Origin of the sequence: Leptothrix ochracea (assembly GCF_041083635.1) — a bacterium.
Lineage (GTDB): Bacteria > Pseudomonadota > Gammaproteobacteria > Burkholderiales > Burkholderiaceae_C > Sphaerotilus > Sphaerotilus ochraceus.
Map to the genome: position 1 here is coordinate 1 of NZ_JBFPHB010000006.1, position 19,685 is coordinate 19,685.

Annotated in this window: 15 protein-coding genes; 9 read left to right on the top strand and 6 right to left on the bottom strand. The window is 60.0% G+C overall.

Translation table 11 applies throughout. The features are described from left to right. The first annotated feature begins 152 nt into the window (after positions 1-152). The 6 genes from AB3X39_RS02525 (at position 153) to AB3X39_RS02550 (ending at position 3,873) form a co-directional block, all read left to right on the top strand. Positions 153-830 (top strand): hypothetical protein, encoded by a 678-nt coding sequence (locus AB3X39_RS02525; RefSeq protein WP_369415783.1) that lies wholly within the window; start codon positions 153-155, stop codon positions 828-830. 161 nt (positions 831-991) lie between these two features. Then, a complete protein-coding gene (locus AB3X39_RS02530; RefSeq protein WP_369415784.1) occupies positions 992-1,510 on the top strand; it encodes an Imm21 family immunity protein in 519 nt (172 codons plus the stop codon). Between the two features lie 66 nt (positions 1,511-1,576). Continuing rightward, positions 1,577-2,122: a hypothetical protein gene (locus tag AB3X39_RS02535; protein WP_369415785.1), complete on the top strand. Its 546-nt coding sequence runs from the start codon at positions 1,577-1,579 to the stop codon at positions 2,120-2,122. Positions 2,123-2,213: 91 nt separating this feature from the next. Further along, positions 2,214-2,552 carry a hypothetical protein gene (locus AB3X39_RS02540; RefSeq protein WP_369415786.1) on the top strand — a complete coding sequence of 113 codons (339 nt, stop codon included), beginning with the start codon at positions 2,214-2,216 and terminating at the stop codon, positions 2,550-2,552. A gap of 102 nt (positions 2,553-2,654) precedes the next feature. After that, complete coding sequence (locus AB3X39_RS02545) at positions 2,655-2,966, top strand: hypothetical protein (protein ID WP_369415787.1); 312 nt, start codon at positions 2,655-2,657, stop codon at positions 2,964-2,966. A gap of 79 nt (positions 2,967-3,045) precedes the next feature. Next, positions 3,046-3,873, top strand: coding sequence for an SDR family oxidoreductase (locus tag AB3X39_RS02550; RefSeq protein WP_369415788.1), 828 nt, complete (start codon positions 3,046-3,048; stop codon positions 3,871-3,873). A gap of 618 nt (positions 3,874-4,491) precedes the next feature. Here AB3X39_RS02550 and AB3X39_RS02555 read toward each other — a convergent pair. The 4 genes from AB3X39_RS02555 to AB3X39_RS02570 are packed head-to-tail and all read right to left on the bottom strand — an operon-like array spanning position 4,492 to position 11,873. Further along, a complete protein-coding gene (locus AB3X39_RS02555) occupies positions 4,492-4,998 on the bottom strand; it encodes a transposase (RefSeq protein WP_369415789.1) in 507 nt (168 codons plus the stop codon). Between the two features lie 44 nt (positions 4,999-5,042). After that, entirely contained in the window at positions 5,043-10,337 is a 5,295-nt protein-coding gene (locus AB3X39_RS02560) for an AAA family ATPase (protein ID WP_369415790.1), read from the bottom strand. Positions 10,338-10,343: 6 nt separating this feature from the next. Continuing rightward, complete coding sequence (locus AB3X39_RS02565; protein WP_369415791.1) at positions 10,344-11,066, bottom strand: MBL fold metallo-hydrolase; 723 nt, start codon at positions 11,064-11,066, stop codon at positions 10,344-10,346. A 15-nt stretch (positions 11,067-11,081) separates the two neighbouring features. Further along, complete coding sequence (locus AB3X39_RS02570) at positions 11,082-11,873, bottom strand: gamma-glutamylcyclotransferase family protein (RefSeq protein WP_369415792.1); 792 nt, start codon at positions 11,871-11,873, stop codon at positions 11,082-11,084. Positions 11,874-11,972: 99 nt separating this feature from the next. Here AB3X39_RS02570 and AB3X39_RS02575 point away from each other — a divergent pair, with 99 nt between their 5' ends. The 3 genes from AB3X39_RS02575 (at position 11,973) to AB3X39_RS02585 (ending at position 17,149) form a co-directional block, all read left to right on the top strand. Further along, positions 11,973-14,372 carry an alkaline phosphatase family protein gene (locus AB3X39_RS02575; RefSeq protein WP_369415793.1) on the top strand — a complete coding sequence of 800 codons (2,400 nt, stop codon included), beginning with the start codon at positions 11,973-11,975 and terminating at the stop codon, positions 14,370-14,372. A gap of 9 nt (positions 14,373-14,381) precedes the next feature. Beyond that, entirely contained in the window at positions 14,382-15,773 is a 1,392-nt protein-coding gene (locus AB3X39_RS02580) for a hypothetical protein (protein WP_369415794.1), read from the top strand. A 113-nt stretch (positions 15,774-15,886) separates the two neighbouring features. After that, positions 15,887-17,149 (top strand): AGE family epimerase/isomerase, encoded by a 1,263-nt coding sequence (locus tag AB3X39_RS02585; RefSeq protein ID WP_369415795.1) that lies wholly within the window; start codon positions 15,887-15,889, stop codon positions 17,147-17,149. Here the strand turns inward: AB3X39_RS02585 and AB3X39_RS02590 are convergent. Together AB3X39_RS02590 and AB3X39_RS02595 are read right to left on the bottom strand one after the other, a co-directional pair. Beyond that, positions 17,096-18,190 (bottom strand): GGDEF domain-containing protein, encoded by a 1,095-nt coding sequence (locus AB3X39_RS02590; protein ID WP_369415796.1) that lies wholly within the window; start codon positions 18,188-18,190, stop codon positions 17,096-17,098. The two genes, AB3X39_RS02585 and AB3X39_RS02590, sit on opposite strands and share 54 nt — an antisense overlap. A gap of 274 nt (positions 18,191-18,464) precedes the next feature. Further along, positions 18,465-19,685 (bottom strand): MFS transporter, encoded by a 1,221-nt coding sequence (locus AB3X39_RS02595; protein ID WP_369415797.1) that lies wholly within the window; start codon positions 19,683-19,685, stop codon positions 18,465-18,467.

Genomic DNA, 19,685 nt, shown 5'->3' on the forward strand with positions numbered 1-19,685 from the left:
CTCTAGGGCAAGCCGGCCTGCTATGCCGACTTGCACTTCGAAATGGTCGGCATGGGAAGGCATAACCACTCATTGCAACGGACCTGCGCCAGCAACGCTGGCTGGTCCGCTGAATTCAAACGTTAGGGCCCTTGATTGAGAGCGCGCTCGTCATGAAGATCCAAGTATGCTTACTGATAATGCTAGTTACGTATACGCCTTGTAGTGCTGGCACGACTGCCCCGGTAGATGCGCCTGAAATTCAGTCCGTTGCAGTGGGTGAAGTTTGGAGAAAATCGGAACACAGAAACAATGTTGGAAATTTTCTCCCACCGTGGAAAGAGATATCCATTACGAATATCTTTGGGTTCAAACAAAAACCCATGATCGGCACGAAAGTTACCGTTATTCCTCTTGCTGAGGGCGTTCATCCTCTAGAGCTGCGGATCGTCAAGACAAATTTGAAAAGTGGGTGCACCGAACGTGGGCCAAAGTGGTGGGCGGTTGAACTAGAGCCGATTACCCGAGAAGAATTTTTTACGGCGCCGCCGAATCGTAATCGGGGAAATGAATTTCCGTTTTCTGTAGCCATTATTTATCCGTCCGTGACGAGCGCGCAATTACAAGCAAAGTCTCAGCTTTCGCGTGAGAACCTACCCAAAGGTATTTCCTTAAACACAGTAACGGCTGCAATCACGCTGATGAATAGCGAAAATCCAGATGTGGTAATGACGGAATATTGCTGCGCGAAGCCAAACAAATCAGAAGAAGCGTGCGATTACACGTGTAGCAAGACTTTTATAAAAGTGGACCGTACTTGGAAACTAGTCGACAGTTCCACACCATGCTAGCGTTGCGTAAAGCCACGACTCGTGGCGTTCGTCTCGTCGGCTTTGTCTTGGCACCGTGCACCACCAGGGTACCCTGCCGCCCAAGCCCTAACAGGCTATTCAAGCCGGATTGCCTTCGGCAACCGGTTTAATCGCAACGTTAGGCCTCACAAACTACGACTATGACTCGCTGGCTCGACTTCTCTGGCGCACCGCCGCTGCTGATTCCGACGCGGCTCCTTTCGCAATGGCGAGGCGGGATCAATCCTGCAACTGGTAAGTACTCCGAACTAAACACGAAGGCCCCACTCACTGACTATGACCGTGCTTGCGCTTCCGCGTGGCCTGGTCGCGGAGTCCTGCCAATCGCCGACGCATCAGCACTCGTTCTATACACAGAGTACGACCAGCACACCTGGCATGCACCCCACAATGTTGTGGCTTGCGGCAGTTGGTTGCCAACCGAAGCTGAACTTGTGGCGGCATCGTGGGAAGACCCGTTGTCTTGGAATGTTCAAGACACGGACTTCTTTCTCGTCAATTCCGCCGCTGACGGTGCTGCGGGTTTACGCGCGGACGAGTTCATGGAGGTTCGTCTGGCTCCTGGCAAGTACGTCATCGAATACGCGGCCTTGGAGGGAACGTATATTGGTTGCTTTCACAGGTTATCTCTAGTCGAGAGTGGGCGATGTGCGGCCTAACTCGGCGTTCAACACGGACAAAAATGCTCCGCATTTTTGCCGGTTAACTTGGGCGTTAGCCATCACATGAGCCTCACGCGCCGTACCCTCCTTAAGTCTGCACTGGCCACTGCGGTAGTTGCACTTGCCGACTGCTGTGCCGCGTCCGATGCCAAACCAATGAAACCATCCACTTCTCTCGTCTCGTTTCAGGAGTTCCTGAAGCAACAGCACCTCGCCCAGAGCGAGCTAACTGTGCCTCAGTTGGTTGAGCGCACGTTGTCGTTCTACCAGTCCGTTCGCGCCACTGGTCTCGCTACGGACGCACAGTCCGACATGCTGCTGTTTCAATGGGGCGTCTTCGACTGGGGCCACGGCGAGCGCTTTGAATTTGACATTACGCGCCAATTCATTAGTTCCGGCGCCTTCGGTGATGACGCCATTAGCCAACTCCACTGCACTGCCTACTTCCCGCCCTCGCCAGAGTTACGCGCCATCCCGGTAGCAAATCGCTGGTGCAGCTCGGTCGCAGACGTCGAGTCTTTTTCGGCATTCATCCGTGACAGTGCCGCCTATCGTGCCGTCAGTTCGCTCAAACCTGCTCAAGTGTCTTTGCACTGGGAGAAGGTCTGATGGCTAACATTCCAATCCACCGGACCTCCGGCAAGCTGCGCTTGCCTGCGTCCGGTGATTTACAACGTTAGGCCCATGAGAAGAAACACCGATGACCATTGACGATCTGCCGCTGCTGATTCCCACCGAACACGCCGATCTTCAAAGTGATCTGGCGCGTTGGATCACTGATTGGAAGCGCTCGGAGGATGACATTGAGAGGCTTCGCTTTCTTGTTGACAAGTGGCTTGGCAACGTTTGGATCAACGACGAAAACGCATTCAAGGCGCTTATGCAAGCGTGGCAAACCTTCAAGGCGGAATCACTTGATAGAGTCCCGGCGCTCACCGTGAATGAAAGGCTGTTCATTTTTGGACTATTCGAACAATGGGACGCGTCGGGTCCTGAAGGGCATAAAGCCCTCATGGCAAAGGTGCATGCCAATGCCTAGCAGTCTCATCGGCCTAACAGGTTGTTCAAGGGGACGCCAACATATATCGCGTCGCTTCGGCCAAGCCAAGCGCGGCGCCCCTTAACGCCGGCGTTGGTCGTCATGAAAACGTTTCCTTTAATAGCAGAGATGCACGATGCAACGCTCGAGTCGATCAAATTCGAGTGGAGTACTCGAACCTGTGTTTTTGAGTTTTCCGGTTCGCCGCAATTCGAATTTCCTTTCAGCATCACATTCTCTGGTGTCACCCAATTGTTGGTGCCAGCGACCTTAGCGTGGGGGCCTTCAGCCTCGATACTTGAGATCCAAGAGCCCACGAATGGGCATTTTCAAATTGCAATGCAATCAGGTGACACCATCACCGTCATGGCGTCCAACCATACATTCCAGCAGACCGCCTTCGGCGTCTGCTGAATTCAAACGTTGGGCCTACCTTTAGCCTTCGCAAGGCTCAATGCTTACTCAAAGTGGTTTGGTTTTGGGAGAGACTGCAATGACAGATGTAATCGTCGTTATCGGCGCCGGATCAATCGGTCAGGCAATCGCGCGGCGCGTAAGCGCAGGCAAGCACGTTCTGCTATCGGATATCCGCAAAGAAAACGCCGATGCTGCTGCCAAGGTACTGAGCGAGGCCGGTTTTGAAGTCAGTACAGCGATCGTTGATGTCTCTTCGCGGGAGTCGGTTCATGCGCTTGTCGAGACAGCCGCTGCGTTCGGCTCCATAACCGGTGTTATTCACGCGGCAGGGGTATCCCCATCGCAAGCATCGCCAGCCACGATCCTGAAGGTCGATCTCTTTGGTACTGCGCTCGTCCTTGAAGAATTTGGCAATGTCATCGCTCGTGGTGGAGCAGGTGTCGTGATCGCGTCCCAGTCTGGCCATCGCCTCCCGGCGCTAACACCTGAGCAATACAAGGCACTCGCCACCACTCCCGCCGACGATCTGCTCGCACTTCCCATGCTTCAACCAGACCGCGTGACGGATTCACTCCACGCATATCAAATTTCCAAGCGTGGCAATTCGCTACGGGTAATGGCCGAAGCGGTAAGGTGGGGTAAGCGCGGCGCGCGGATCAACACAATCAGTCCAGGCATCATCATTACTCCTCTCGCCAAGGACGAACTGACAGGCCCACGCGGCGCAGGTTATAAGCGCATGATCGAGCTTTCCGCGGTCGGACGCGCCGGAACCCCGGATGAAGTTGGCAATGTCGGCGCTCTCTTAATGGGGTCGGACGGAGCGTTCATCACAGGCAGCGACTTCCTCATGGATGGAGGAGTCACGGCAGCCTACTGGTTCGGCGAGCTTGCTCCTAAATAATGACCGGCAGGCCCAACCCATCATTCCACCGGACCTGCGCGAAAGGCCGCGCAGGCCGATGAATTCAAACTACAAGGGCATCCCCATATGTCAAGCAAAAGTAGGCCCTGACGAATTGCGCAGCAATTCGCCTGGGAATAAGTGATCTGAATCTCTCCATCGCGACGACAGCATCTCAAGCAAAACAAGGGTGCGGACTGCAAAACGACAACCGGTCTTTGATGCGGCCTTTAATGCCGCTGACCCTGATGAAAGACGCGCGCGGGGGCTCCATTCGTTAGCCGAGGTCGCTCCTAAAAGCGCCTCCTTGAATTAAACGAGCACTCCCCGCGCAGGTCCAACCTTGTCCCATCAACGCAAGCATCACGCGGTGGCAGATTCCATATTCAGTTTGGGCGGGTTCGATTCAACTCGTCCTCAGCCAACGTCGTCGCCCAGCGACTCAGTCGGTCTGTTTTCTTCGCAGAACTGGCACAGCAAACAGACTGCACATGGATCTCCATTCGCAGTCCTGAGTCGCTCACCCCCGTTGTGGCGCTGATACCGCATATCGGCTACGACCGCGCCGCCCATCAAGAAGGCTTGAACCCGCGCGATGGGGGCCACCGCGGCTTTCAGTCAGGGCTCGAACCGCCCGACATCCGGATGCAAGGCGTCGTCCGACCAGCGTTGGGGGTTGGTGAGGAGTGCGGCGGTGGCGCGTTCTTCGTCGAGGTCGGAGCGCAGGAGGTGTTCGTGGGCGTGGCGTTCCCAGACGATGGCGCCGGGGGTGTCGAGCACGATGTTGATGCGCTGGGTGACGAGGGACTTGAAGGCGCGGATCTCGTCGCGTAGGCAGACCGGGGCCGCCGTAGACGCTTGGATGCGAACGATGGCGTGGATGTGGTTGGGCATCACCACCAGCGCGCCTCGGCTCAAGCCCTGCGGTTGGCGAGGTGGCGGCTGGAGCCATGTGGCTTGCACGATCTCGCCCAGCGCGTTGAGGTGCATCACGCCGTCGCTGATGTCACCGAACAAGCAACGCCGGTCTTGGGTGCACGCGGTGATGAAGTAGGCCCCGGAGCGCGTCGCAGCATGAGCATGGGTATGGGGGGCGGCATGGTTTTGGCGGCGACGTGAGGTCATGCAACACCGTCCTCGTGGCTTATATGGCTTATAGGGCTGATGGCTTATTTGCTGGTGAGTTTTTCGAAACCTTGCCAGTCAGCACTGGGGGGTGCGGCGAGGTAGCGGTGGCAGCGCTCGACAAAAAGGGGCGGCACCAAGTCCTCGGGATCGCGCTCGATGATCTGTTGCAGCAGCGCCAGCGCCCCAACAAAATCCCGCCCGAAGTAGGCCTGCATGGCCGCCTCAAGCAGCGGCGCGGTGGCCAGTTTGGCGGCGCGCCGTTCGGGCTGCTCGGCATCGATCACCTCGTAGAGTTCGACCGCCGTGTTCTTGCCCTTGACCGCCACCCGGTCCACCTTGCGAATGGCCCACGCCTCAGGCTGCGCCAAAGCCCGGAAGGTGTGCTCACCGATCAGCAAGGGCGCACCGTAGAGCTTGGTGAGCTGCTCGATGCGCGAGGCCAGATTGACGGTGTCGCCAATCACCGAGCACTGGATGCGTTGCCGCGCCCCCACCGTGCCCAACACCACCGGCCCGGTGTTCAGGCCCACGCCCATGAGCAAAGTCGGCTGATCGGTGGCGCGCAAATGTTCGTTGAGCGCGTCCAGGGCACGCCACATGCCCACAGCGGCTTGCACCGCCGCGTCGGTCGAGGCCTGGTCGAACAGCCCCTTGATCTCATCGCCCGCAAAGGAATCGATGAAACCGCCGCTCTGGGTGATGGGCCGCTCCATGCTGGAAAAAAACTGATTCAGCAAGGCGATCACGGTGCGCGGATCAAGGCGCTCGGCCAAGGGAGTGAAGCCTCGCAGATCGCAAAACAGCACGCTCATGCGCTTGGCCACATGCTCGCCCAAGCTCACGCGGGCCAGGTCGTGGTGATTCAGGCTTTCGAGAAACTCACTGGGCACAAAGTGGCTTTGGGCCTCAATCAGCCGCGATTGATCTTCATAGAGCTTGGCGTTCTCGATCGAGATCGACACCTGTGCAGCCAGCAGACGCAGCACCTCGATGCGATCTTCGGTGAAGGCCCCGACCGCCAGCCGGTTCTCCATGTAGATCGCCCCTTCGAACTTGCCCTGACGCTGTAGCGGGATGCACAGCACCGACTGCGGCCGATGCGCCAGCAAATAGGGGTCGCGCGCAAAGTGCCCTGCCCGGCTGGCGTCGTTCAGCACCACCGGGGCGTGGCTATGCAACACCTGATGGACGATGGCCATCGGCAGCAGGGTCTCGACGGCAGAGCGGTCGGGCGCATCCTCGCTGACCCAACCTTCGATGTGCAAAGCCCCGTCCTTGCGCACCACGAAGCAGCCGCGCTGGCCGCCGGCGTTCTCCAACATGATGCGCATCGTGGTGGTCCAGAGTTGCTCCAGCACGATCTCACCCGAAATGGCTTGCGAAGCCTTCATCACCGAAGCCATGTCCAAGGTCGCGGCACCCGTCCCGGCCAAACCCGCGTGCCGAACCTTGAAGATCGCGGCGAACTCCTCGCTCAGATGCTCGACCTTGCGTTTAGCGCCCCAGCGCTCATAAAGATGCAAAGCAGCGCGCAAATAACCTTCGGCTGCCTTGTGTCGGCCCACCGACCACAGATGCCGGCCCGCCAGCTCGTGAGCCATGGCTTCGTCGCGGATAAAGCCGCTGGCGTGGGCCGCGTCGATGGCGCGCTCGTAGGCGCGCAAAGCCGCTTCGATCCGGCCATCAAGCCGCGCCAGCTCAGCCTGCATCAAGAGCTGCAAGTGCAGGAAGTTGTCCGGGCAGTGGCGCGCCCAGCGGCGCATGCGCTGATGGTCACGGACCAGGCGCTGGCGGGTGCGGGCCTGCTCCTCGGCGCTCATGGCCGGTAAACAAGCGGCCAAGGTGAGAAAGGCCACGATGTGGTAGCGCACCAGCTGCGGCAGCGACATCGCCGACGCCATCAGCTGATCCTGGGCCCGCACATGCACCAGCGCCTGATCCAAGGCGCCGTACAGGAAGCAGATCTCGACCTTGTAGATGTGATGGTTGGCGATACCGGTCATGAAATGGCGCTCGACCATGCCGGCCACGCAGCGCTGCTCATCAAAGCTGGCGTCGTTCATCGAGCACAAAGCATCGGTGCGGCCGAGAAAGTTGCGCTGCATCTGCAAAAACAGCGAGCCGGAATCGAAGGAGTCTTGGTAGGCGCAGTCGCGCACGATCTGGAGGTAGTCAGCGTGCTCGCGCTCGGCCGCCTCCAGATCCAGACTCGGGTCCCAGATGATGCAATCCTGGGCGCTGTAGGCAAGGTACAGCAGATCGCCCGACTGATAGCCCGCCTCGATGCCCTTGCGAAACCACGGCGTCATGCTCGCCCACGGTCGGCTCCAGTGATGGATGAACATCGTGTAGAGGTAGATCACTCGCGACTTGAGCGCGATGTCGTCGAGCTGCTCGTTCATGGCAACCGCCAGCTGCCCGAACTCGAAGCCCAAGGCCGGATCTTCCAGCACGCCACAGAGCAACATGCCGTAAGCCGCGTAGGCAAACGCCGACTCGGGGCTGTTGCCACCGCGCAGCGAGATCGCCACCGACTTGAGCACCAGAAACGGGAAGAGATTGCCGCTGCCGGAGAGAAACGCCGCCGGAAAAATCTCCATCAGCAGCCGGATCGCCACTTGCTGGTGCGGATCGGTGAGCGGCGGCGCATGGATCAGATCGGCGATCCGGCGCCCGGCCAAGGCACGACGCACGCTGGCACGCTCACGGGCGATGGCCGCGCGGTCGGGATCCGCCAAGAAGCGAATACCCAACAGGTTCAGGCCCATGATCGCGGCTTCGATCGACTCGACCATCCGGCCGGTGGTGGCGTACTGGCGGGTGCGCATCGACAGAATCTCGGCCTTTTCCAGCGCCGTGCGGGCTTGGCTGAGCATCTGCTCGATCCCGCGCTCGGCCTCGTCGAACTGCGCTGTCAGATAAGCACATTGCTGCGATTCCATGGCCAGCGCCATGGTGAGCGTGTAGGCCGAATCCCAAGCATCAGCGGGCAGCAGGTCCTGGCCGATCTGCAAATAGCCCCGCGCCGACTCGTAGGCCGAGGAACGCTGCGCCAAGATGCCGGCCGCCAGATTCATCGCCGCCAAGGCCAAACGCTCGGCCGGGTCTTCGATCAGCCGGCGTCCTTCGTTGAGGTGGCCGACGATGTTGATGAGCTGCTCGCGCCGCTCGTCCTCGCTCGCATGACGCTGGATCAAGCGACCGATGGACAAATGCACCGCCTGCTTGCGGTCCTCGTCGATCAAGGCGTAAGCCGCTTGCTGCACCCGGTCATGCTGAAAACGGTAGCTCGGATTCAGCCCCGTGCCAGCCCCAGCGGCCTGCCCCACCAGCTTGTAGTCCGCATGCAAGGGCAGGACCATGTAACGCTGCAAAGCGGGCAAAAGCTCTGCCCCAGTCTGATCCATCGACGCTTCGCGAATGATCGACAGGGTGCGCAGATCGAAGGTATTGCCGATGCATGCCGCCAATTGCAAGACGCGCTGAGTGGCTGGGTCGAGCTTGCGCAGATTGCTGACCACCAAATCGACCACGTTACCGCTGAGCCCATGGCGGCGTACGGCGGCCATCGCCCACTGCCAACGCCCCAAGTGCGGCGAAAAATGCAGCACACGCTCTTGCGCCAGGGTACGCAGCGTCTCGTTGAGGAAGAACGGATTGCCCTCAACTTGGTCATGCAGCAAAGCACTCAAAGGCTGGACGCTGGCCCGATCGGTGGACAACGTGTCAGCCACCAAGGCCTCGACCGAGGCCAAATCCAGCGGTTGCAGCGGCCAAGCATGGACCCGTCGCAGCCCTTCGACCTCGTTGAGCATCAAGCGCAAAGGATGGCCCGCACCGACTTCATTGCTGCGATACGCACCGATCAACATCACCCGTTGCAGATCTCGCGCCGCCGCCAGCCAGCGGATCAAGTGCAGGGTGGCGACGTCGCTGAACTGCAAGTCATCGAGAAAAATGACCAACGGCTGATCGCGGGTGATGACGCGCACAAAGTTCAGCAAGGTGAGCTGAAAACGATTCTGGGCCTCGGCGCGCGGCAGCTCGGGCACGGCCGGTTGCGGGCCAAGAATCAGCGCCAGCTCGGGGATCAGATCGATCAGCACTTGGCCGTTGGGCTCGACCGCTGCGACAAGCTTGCTTCGCCACGCCTGAAGACGCTCGGGCGACTCAGCCAGCCACTGCCGAGCCAAGGCCCGGAATGCCATGGCCACCGCCGCGTAGGGCGTGCCGCGTTGAAATTGATCGAATTTGCCCTGAATCAGATACCCCTGGCGTCGCACCAAGGGTTTGCTGAGTTCGTTGACCAGCGCCGACTTCCCCACGCCGGAATAGCCCGAGACCATGCACAGCTCGGTCTGACCTGCGGCCACTTGCTCGAACAGCGCCATCAAAGCGGCCAGTTCAGGCTCTCGACCGTACAGGCGTTGCGGAATCTGCAACTTGCTGGAAATGTCATGCTGCCCGAGCACGAAAGGTGCCACCGTGCCCGTTTGTCGCCAGTCTTGCTGACAGCGCCGCAAATCGTTGAGCAGGCCAAAACCGCTTTGATAGCGGTCTTCAGCGTTCTTTGCCAACAATTTAAGGACGATGGCCGAGACCATGAGCGGAATCGACGGATTCAGATCGCTGGGTGAAAGCGGCGGTTTGCTGATGTGGCTGTGCACCCACGCCAACACGGTCTCGGCCTGAAACGGCCACTGTCCGGTGAGCATCTCGAACAGCAGCACACCGAGGGCGTAGCCATCCGAGCGGTGGTCTAGGTCACGGTTCATGCGCCCGGTCTGCTCGGGCGAAAGATAGGGCCAACTCGCTGGGCTTTGCTGCGCCATCGCATCCGGACTCTGGCGCTCCAACCCCAACTCGCAAGCCCCGTTGAAGTCACTCAGGAACAAGGTGCCAGCGGCGTCAAACAACACACTGCTCGGCTGCAAACGCTTGTGCACCATGTCGAGCGCATGGATCTTGGCCAGCACCAAGCTCAGGTCGATGCCGATGGCCAAGCAGCGCTCAACCGGGAAAACCTGCCCAAGCTGGCGTCGGCGCGCTGTCCCCAAGTCATGGTCCAGCGCCACCAACACCAAGGCCCAGTTGCCGTGGCCGTGGCCCATTTGATCCAGCAGGCGGACCACACCGATCACGGGCTCATGGCCGGTGTGCAGGCGCTGGAGGATGCTGCCCTCACGCCGTAGCGCGGCGACATGCGTCCGATCGGGGTATGGGGCCTCCAGCGTCTTGATGATCACGGGCTGAGCGTCATCCAAGCGCACAGCCCGGTAGATGCTGTGAAGCGCCGAGCGATGGATGCGCTCGCCGAGGACGTACCCGGGAATCACCACCCGTCAGCGGCCAAAAACTTGCTCGCAGCGGGCTGTGTAGGCGGCCTTGGCGGTTTCACGCAGGGGGGAACCATGACCACACAGGGCGTGCTTGAAATCCAGCGCCAGCAGACGGGTGTAATCCTCACGCTTGGGTTCGCTGACTTGCAAGAACACCAGACCAAAATTGGCTTCTTGGAAGAAACCCATCTCGGCCATCATCGTGCGCGACTCGTCCGAGAAGAACGCATCGGGCGCCAGCCAGTTATGCAGCGCATCGCACGCCACCAAGATGCCGCCCGCACGCTCAATGAGCACCAAACTCTCAGGCAGCTTGGTCGATTGGAAAACAACGAAGCGGGCATCTGGGAAGGGCCGCTCCGCCCCCTCATCCGCGCTGATCAGCTTGTCGGGCTGCAAGCCCTCAGGCATCGGCATGCCGGGCAAGGCCCAGAAGGTGGCGCCATAGCGATCTTTGTAGAAGGCATCGTCCCGACCATGCAAAGCGCCGATGCGCAACACATGGGTCACGCGACCCAAAGCCTCAAGCTGGGCCAGCCCGTCGGCATCCAGACGCACGCTGTTGATCAACGTGAGCTCTTGGCCGCTGCGCACCACGGTCATGTTGCGACTGAAATGCCAGTGCGCCCCCATCAAGACCGTCTGCATGGCGCCGGTCACCACAAAGATGTCGGGAAAAACTTCTTCCAAAGCACCGTGTGACAGGGCAGGCGGAAAAGTATCCATGAAACCAGACTCCAATCAATCGTAGGAAAAGCGCCCGACGTAGCGGTACTCGGCATTGTAGGCATGCAGATAAGCGTCCAAATAGGCCCGCTGGACCCAACTCAAGCGGTCATGACGCAAATCATCCAAGCACTCGTGGCCGTCGGATTGATCCATGCGCCGCAAGTGAAACAGCGTCATGTCTTTGCCGCCGAAATAGCCTTTGAGGAAATCATGCTGCCAGCGCGCCGGTGACATATCGAACACCGACCCGGCCAAAGCCGTCAGCGGCGGATCCAAGGTCAAGGTCTGGGCCGTGAACACCGGAAAGACGCCCGCCGGCGGCTCGAAGGGGGCCACGGGCGGATTGACATGCACCGGCTGCGACCGCAAGGCCTCGATGTAGGCCGCGTCAAGACCCGCAGCTTGGGCGCCTTTGAGCAAGATGTTCAGATAACGCTGGGTGGGCCGACAGTGCTCATTGAGGAACGACGGGATGCCCACATAGGCAATCGCCCGCTGCGGGCCCTGTGCGGTACTCACCGCCACCTCGATGCGGTCGTAGCCGTGACCATAGGCTTCAGCGTCATCAAGCAAGGCCAAATGATGGTCCTCGCAGCGATGCAGCACCCCTTGAACCGCTGAGCCAGCCTCGGTGCAGGGTTCGATGTTGCCGACCCCACCTTCGTGGAGAAAAAAGTGCTGCACGTTGAAGCGCAAACGCCAACCGGGCAAGGTGGCCCGCAGCGATGCGAGCGGCGCCACACCCTTGGCGCGCAGCGAGGTGCGCTCCATGTTCGATCCATAACCAAAGTACAAGAAAGTCACACTTTTATCCTCATGGCCCGAAAACCTCTCAGCTAGCATTCAGCGCGGTTGGACCAGCCTGCAGGCGCGGGATTGTGTCACCCCAAAGGAGTCTCTGTGATGGCACGCAACACCGCCGGAGCGCTTGAGCGCTACGACTTCCTCATCAGCCGCAGCCAGGTCGATGATCGCTACGGCGTTTGGCGCATGGATCTCAGCGCTGAAAACTGGCTCCAGCCACTGCCGCTGAGCGCCGAAGCGCGCTTCGATCACACCCATCAGATGGTGCCCATCGGTCGCTACCTGCTGGAGTGGGGCCCCCTGACCCTCAAGGCTTATCAGCCGTGCTTTCCCTATCGGCTCTTCGAGTTCGATCCCAACAGCCCCGATCCGCTGGCCGGCAAGACGGTGCAAAAAGGGCTTTGGACCAAGACCAAGTTCTGGCAGTACCGCCCTGACTTTGGCAACCCCAACGGCGCCCATGAAGGCTATGACTCGGGCGACGTTTTGATGCTGATTCCCTTGGGCAGCTTTGTGCTCAATGTCATCCCGACCGAAGGCCGAGGTACGTTTCAGCTCTGGAACTTCGACCCCAACCCCCAAGCCCCCGGACGCAGCGATCCCCTGCCCCAGCCTTACAGCCCTCAAGGCTCGTTCAACGACATTCAGATCGGGCACGAACTGATCCCGCTGGGCAATTACGTGCTTGATCGCGAGGTCGACAGCGGCCGTTACCGGCTTTGGAGTTTTGATCCACAACAGGCCATCCCTCTTTCTCTGCCCGCCATCCAGCAAGGCTGCTGGGCCGACATCGACAGCCAGCACCAACTGGTGGCCATCGGCGACTTGGTGCTGGACTGGGTGCCCGCCACCGGGGCGTACCGCCTCTGGCAGTTCGACCCCCAAAGCAGCAATCCCCTCACAGGCCCCGTGCGCAGCGGTGTGTTGCCGCCCGAGTTTGATGCCAACACCAGCATCACCGGCTTTCAGCCGCTGCTGCCCATCGACGCCGTCCGCAAAGAGCAGCCCGGCACGATCGACTTCATGCGCTCGAAGATCAAGCACGTGGTCTATTACATGGTCGAAAACCGCTCCTTCGATCACGTCTGCGGCTGGCTCTATGACAAGGGTGAGAAAGGCATGCACTTCTTGGGGCATGACGGCCCCTTTGAGGGCGCCACTCTTGCGATGCACAACATCGATCCGGGTGCCAAGGAGGGGTCAAGGGTGGTCCCGCTCTACAAGTACCTGGGCGGCAAGCCGGATCCCCACCAACCGCTGGACTTCTTGCCCAACGATCCGTATCACGACAACTCCGATGTGCTGCGGCAGCTCTACTTCCTGGACAAACAGGGTTACGCCAACCAAGCCACACCGAACATGGGCGGCTTTGTCTGGAACAACGGGGGCGATGCCGTCATGGGCACCTACACCCCGGCACAACTGCCGGTCCTGAATGGTTTGGCGCGCCAATTCGCCGTCTCGGATGCGTGGTTCAGTGCCATGCCCGGCCCGACCGATCCGAACCGGGCCCTGGCTTTCACCGGCTCCACGCTCGGACAACTGAATAACTTTCAAAACGGCAACCAGTACATCCACTGGTCTGAATCGCCCCATCGACCCTCGATGTGGAAGGTGCTCTGGGCCAACGGCTTCACGGACTGGAAGATCTACAACTCGGTCGAGTGGCTCGGCTTTGTCCACACCTATCAGCTCTTCCTCAAAGGGCAGATCCCTTCGGTCGATGCCAACCCCAGCCAACACATCGCCGGGATCGAACAATTCAAGCAAGACGCCAAGGCGGGGCACCTGCCGGCATTCAGTTTTCTGGAACCGGTCTGGATCGCCAAGGACGGCACCACCTCCTATCACCCCGGGGCCGATCTGGTGCCGGGTGAGCGCGCCCTCAACGAGATCTACGAAGCCCTCAAATCGAGCCCGGCTTGGCATGAGACGCTGCTGGTCATCACCTTTGACGAACACGGCGGTATCTTTGACCACGTCCCGCCGCCCACGGCCCACAACCCCTGGCCCAACGACGAGATCGATGGATTTCGCTTCGACCGGCTGGGCGTGCGCGTCCCCACCCTCGTGGTGTCACCGTGGATCGACAAAAAAACTGTCTTCCGCTCCAGCACCCCGGTGGCCTATGACGCCACCTCGTTCATGGCCACCTTGTTGCAGTGGTACGGCATTCCACGCTCGCGCTGGGGTCTGGGGGATCGCACCGATCACGCTCCCAGCTTCGAAGGCCTGCTCCGGCGCCACAGCCCACGCCGGGACAAGCCGAGCTTCGAAGCACCGCACGACAGCGAGTTCCCGGCGGACGGCAGCAGCCCGGACCGCATTGCGCTGCACGACCTGCACCGCTTGATGCTGCCGCGCCTGATCGAGTCGCTGATCGGCCACAAGCTCCGTCCGGCCCGCATCCAGCAGCTGAGCCAAGAGCTGCTGTCTCAGGCCGATGACCTCCAGAGCTTGCACCGACTCATCCAGGACTTGGTCCGCCAACACAGCTAAGACACCCTCATGAAATCCCGTTTTCAACCCCTGATGCAGGCGCTGGCCTTGAGCATCGTCTTGGCGGCTACCTCGATCACAGCAACAGCGGCAACGACCCCCGCCAGCATCAGCTACACCCTGGGTCCCAAAGCCACGGTGCAACGCCTTTACCCGGATGCGTCGTGGTTACCGGCGGACTACGCTGGCAACTATCCTGACTTGGCCGCCACGATCGAAAAATTCACCCTGCAATCCTTGGCCCGCGACGGCGTGACCGACGCCAAGGTGACGGTGAGCTTTCCCAAGAGCAAGGGGCAGATCCAAGTCCGGGTCAAGATTGAGCCCACCAGCGCGTTAGGCAGAACTGTGGCTAAGCGCTATGCCAAGGTCCACCCCCAACTGCTGGACGCCACCCATGCGCAAGCGGCTTTGAGCGCTGTCACGGCCTGTCAGGCCGCACAGACCTCCCCAGCCGCTCCAGCTTGCTGGGACCCGCAGCCCGTGGCCCATCAGCCTTGGGCCTTGTATCTGCCCTTGGGGCTGCCGATGGCAGCACAGCGCTCGGTGCTGTTTCTCGACTATCCGCCCATCCCTGCGCTCACGGGACAGGACTATCTGAACAACTTCACCATGTGCCGCTGGGAACGGATCATGGGCGCGGCCGGTGCGACCAACCCGCACGCTTTTGAAGCCATCGTCGATTCCCGACCGATTGCTGCCCCCGGCAGCGGCGCGGAAAAGCTCTTGCCCAATCCGCAAACCTGGTTCAACAGCCCCACAGGCGCCGTTTACCTCACCCCCACCCTGCAACTGCTCAGCAGCCCACCACACGCCAGCAGCAAGCAGACCTTGCCGGTGGCGGTGTTCGGCAGCGCCCCACGCGCCACATGGGCGCAGATCGTCGGTCAAAAGACCGTCAAAGTGATGGACGTCGGCACGACCCCACTGGGCGGTCAGGCGCGCCAGACCCCTTGGATCGCCACCAATCATCCCGATGTGACGAGCTACAACTGCTGTCCCGGTGATCCGGCGGCCTCGTGCGCAGGCAGCCACGATTTGCTGGCCGATGAGCAGCTTGATTTCGTCGCGGCCTGCTGGCTGCAAACCATGTCGGCCCCCGGCGCACCGACCGCTGAAGTTGCAAAACAACGCTGCCAAACCACTTGGCAGGACAGTGCATCGAGCCAGCCAAGCGCGCAGGCCAAGCAGACCCTGTGCGTGCAAGCCAAGCTGGATAACCAGAACCGCAGTGCACAGTGCGCGTCCTTTGAAGAAGCATGGAACTACTGCTCGGCGCACGACGCCAACGCCTGCGCCACCTTCGATTGCACCTTTGACGCCACCCAGGTCAAACAGCCGGTGCCCGCCCTGGATTTGCGACCCACGGGCTGGCAAGACACCTGTCATCACAAGTTCTAAGCACCACGGCGCAGCGTTCTATGCAAGAGGTCAACGAATAAGGTTCGATTTGATGGGTGGCTCGGCTACAGTCCGGTAAACGTTGACCTCTTGCGACGGAAGCCCTTGATCCCATGCGTGCCCATCCCGACTTTCGATCCCCCGCCTTTTTGCGTCGTCACGCCCACGAAATCATGGCGTTCTACGACGGGCGTTGCGTCGATCCAAGTGGCGGTTTTTTTCACTATTACAAAGACGATGGCCGGGTCTACAACCCGAGTCGGCGTCATTTGCTGAGCAGTGCAGGCTTCATCACCATGCACGCACGCATGCTCCAGCACTTTCCAGACGATGCCCAAGCCGAAGTCTGGCGACGTTCCATGAACCACGGTTTGGCCTTTCTGGAGCATGTGCACCGCGACCCACATACCGGTGGCTATGCTTGGACGTTGGAATGGCATGAACACCGTAAAACGGTGGTGGATGGCACCCAGTACACCATCGGACTGGCCCACGTGCTGATGGCCCATGCCCACGCCATGCTGGCCGGGTTTGAGGCCTCACGCCCACGCTTGCAGGCCGTTTTCGACCTCTTGGAAAAACACGTCTTTGATCCGGCCACAGGGCTCTATAGTCCAGGCGCACGGGCGTCGGTGGAGTCGTGGCAACCGGATGACAGCTACCAGCAGCCAAGCGCCAACATGCATGTCTGCCAAGCCTTGATGGTGGCGTTCTCGGCGACCGGCGATGAGCATTTGCTGCAACGCGCCGCCCAAGTGGCTGAAACCATCTGCATGCATTTGGCGCCACGCACCGGGGGTCTGATCTGGGACCATTACCTCGCCAACTGGACGCCCGATCTGAATCATCCGGGGGATTTCGATGTACGCACCCGCCCGTGGGGGTATCAGATCAGTGATCAGTTGCAGTGGGCTCGATTGCTGCTGCAAATCGACCAAGATCTGTCCTCGGAAGTGAGTCAAAACGAGCTGCATCCCCTGGCCCAACGGGCCAAGGAGCTGTTTGCGCTCAGCACCCGTCTTGGCTGGGACCGTAGTCATGACGGTTTGGCCCAAGGCTTGGGATTGGATCATCAGGTGTGCGACGCCACCCGACATCACACCGCCTTGGCAGAAGCCCTCTGTGCCGCAGCCTTACTCGGTCAACAGACCGCCAGCGGGGCTTACTGGGACTGGTATGACCGCCTTTGGAGCTTTGCGTGGAAGCATTTTGTCGATCCCAAGCATGGCGGCTGGTGGCGGGCCCTCAACGGTAGCAATCACAAAATCAGCGACGACAAGAGCCCCGCTGGGAAAGTCGATTTGGTCAACCTGAGTGCGTGTCTAGATATTCTCGAGGCCTTCGAGACCCAGACCATCCCCGGCGCCCTGACCTGAGGACGATGTTTCATCAAGATCGGAAAACCCGCTGGTGCGCACCTTGTTTCGGCCCGATTTCTTCGCCTTATAAAGCGCAACATCAGCGGCTTGCATGGCCGTGGGCACATCGACCGTCCATTCATCAAACTCAGCCACACCCAAGCTCACGGCCGCTTGCCGAGTATCTTGGTCGAACGTGAATATCTTTGATTCGACGTTTTGGCGAATTTGCTCGGCAATCCGTGCTGCTGCCGCGCCATCGCACCCCATCAATAAAACGGCAAATTCATCGCCGCCCAAACGTGCCACCGTATCGCTGGAACGCACCCCGGCACGCAAGATGTCGGCCACACCGATCAGCACCTGATCGCCCGCTGCATGACCATGGGTGTCGTTGATGCTCTTGAAATGGTCGATGTCGATGTAGAGCAGCGCTGCGGGCAAAGACATCGGGCGATGCTTCAATCGATTGGCCACCATCGTCTCGAAAGCTGCCCGGTTGAGCAGCCCGGTCAAGGCGTCATGGGTCGCCATCCAAGACAGGCGCTCGCGGGCATCGCGCTCATGCGTCACGTCCATCAAAATCCAGGTCGTTCCGGAAGAGGCATCATCTTCATCCACCGGGCTGCCCTGTAGCCGCCCCCAAAACGAGCTGCCATCCTTGCGGCGAAATTCGAATTCTTCAGAAAAAACACGGCGATCTGCAAAAGCCTGGGCCACCTTGGGCCCCAAAGTCTCGTAGCTGGTCACATCCGCGAACAGTTGATGGGTGGGCATGGCCAAAAGCTCAGCCTCCGAATACCCCATCATCCCCGCCCAACGGGTGCTGATGATCTCAAAACGTCGAAAACGCGTGAACGCGATGCCCACCGGTGCCGTGGTCAAGATGGAGTGCATTTGTTTGAGCAACGCTTGAGCGGTTTGCTCAGCAGAGGCATGGCGTTCGAGGGCGGATGCCAAGGCATGTAACTGGCGCACCATGAACCCAAACGCCAACCCACCGACCCCCGCCACCAATCCCAGCACCCCGAACTGAAGCCCAGGGTTATCGGCATCCATGCTTGGAAGATACAAAAGAATCGTTGCAACCACACCACCAACGACCCCTATCCATGAAGCCCAAATTAAGCGATACCGGGGAATGTTGCGCATTGATGGATCGACCCTCGCCTCTAAAATTGACAAATATCAACTCATTCATCAATCGCTTAGATTTATTAAAAATCCAAGTAAAGTTAATCGGCATGATTGTGGTCAATCTATGACGCAAGAAATCATAGTAAGCGTTATACGGATAAATCTTGGCAATACCTGACTAGTTTCATCAAACGAATCATTTTTCGAGCAAATTTGGCATTTTCATGGCACGCCATGCACACATCGCTCCGATCAAGGCAGAGGCGCTGGCCGCCCAGAAGATGCTTTGATAGCCCAGATGCTGCGCCAGCCAGCCGCCCCCCAAACTGCCCAAAACCCCCGGTACGCCGTAACCGACCGCCGAATAAAGCGCTTGGCCACGGGCACGTAAACGCCCCGGAAAGTGCTGCTGAATCAACGCCACGCTGGCGGTGTGCTGCGCCGCAAAGCTCAAAGCGTGCAGCGCCTGCGCCAGCAAAAGCACCCATAAATGCATGCCTGCGGCCGCGGTCAAAGCAAATCGAAACGCACTCACCAGCGATGTCGCGATCAACCAAGGGTGGATGGCGGTGCCGAACCAACGACCTTGGAACCAGAACCAAACGATCTCGACCGCCACAGAAACACCCCAAGCGGCCCCAATCACTGCCGGCCCATGGCCCAAGGCGGTCAGATAGAGCGATAAGAACGCATAGAGCGCCATATGCGCCAGCACCGTGAAAACAATCCCTGCCAGCGCCCAGCGAAACTCGGGCCGCGCCAGCACCGGGGCCATCGACGGCATCGCCTCTTCTTGGCTCGCACGCACACCGTCGTGTTGCAACGGTGTCCAGTAACTGGTGGCCCACACCAAGGTGAAGATCAGCAGCAGCGCGGGGGCAAAGGTGCCCACGCCCATGTGTTCAAACCAAACGCCAAAACCCAGCACACTGCACAGAAAACCGACGGAGCCCCAAACCCGCACCCGGCCATAAGCCCCAGCGTTCAACGCTCCATCGGCCGAGACGATCTGACTCACGACCGCCTCGCCCAAGGGCATGATGCCGGCGTTGCTCAAGAACACCCCAGCGGTGATGGCCGCCAGCCAAAACAGCGGCTCAGCCTGCCACGCCAGCGGCAAGCCCGGCACGGGCCAGAGATAGAGCAGCGCCAAGACCCACGTGGCCGCACAAGCGCGGCGAATCCAACGCACCCGCTCGCCATGCCGGTCCGCCCACCAACCCCACAGATAGGGACCCAACAAGCGGGTCAGGCTGGGAACCGCGGCCAGCACCCCTAAACCCAAAGGTCCGAGGCCCCAACTTTTGAACCAAAGGGGGGCGTACAGATTGAACAAACCGAGCGCCGCAAAGTAGGCGGCCGACAACGCCGCAAAGGCCGGCAGAGCCCGTCGTGCGGCATGAGGGTCGGGAGGCAA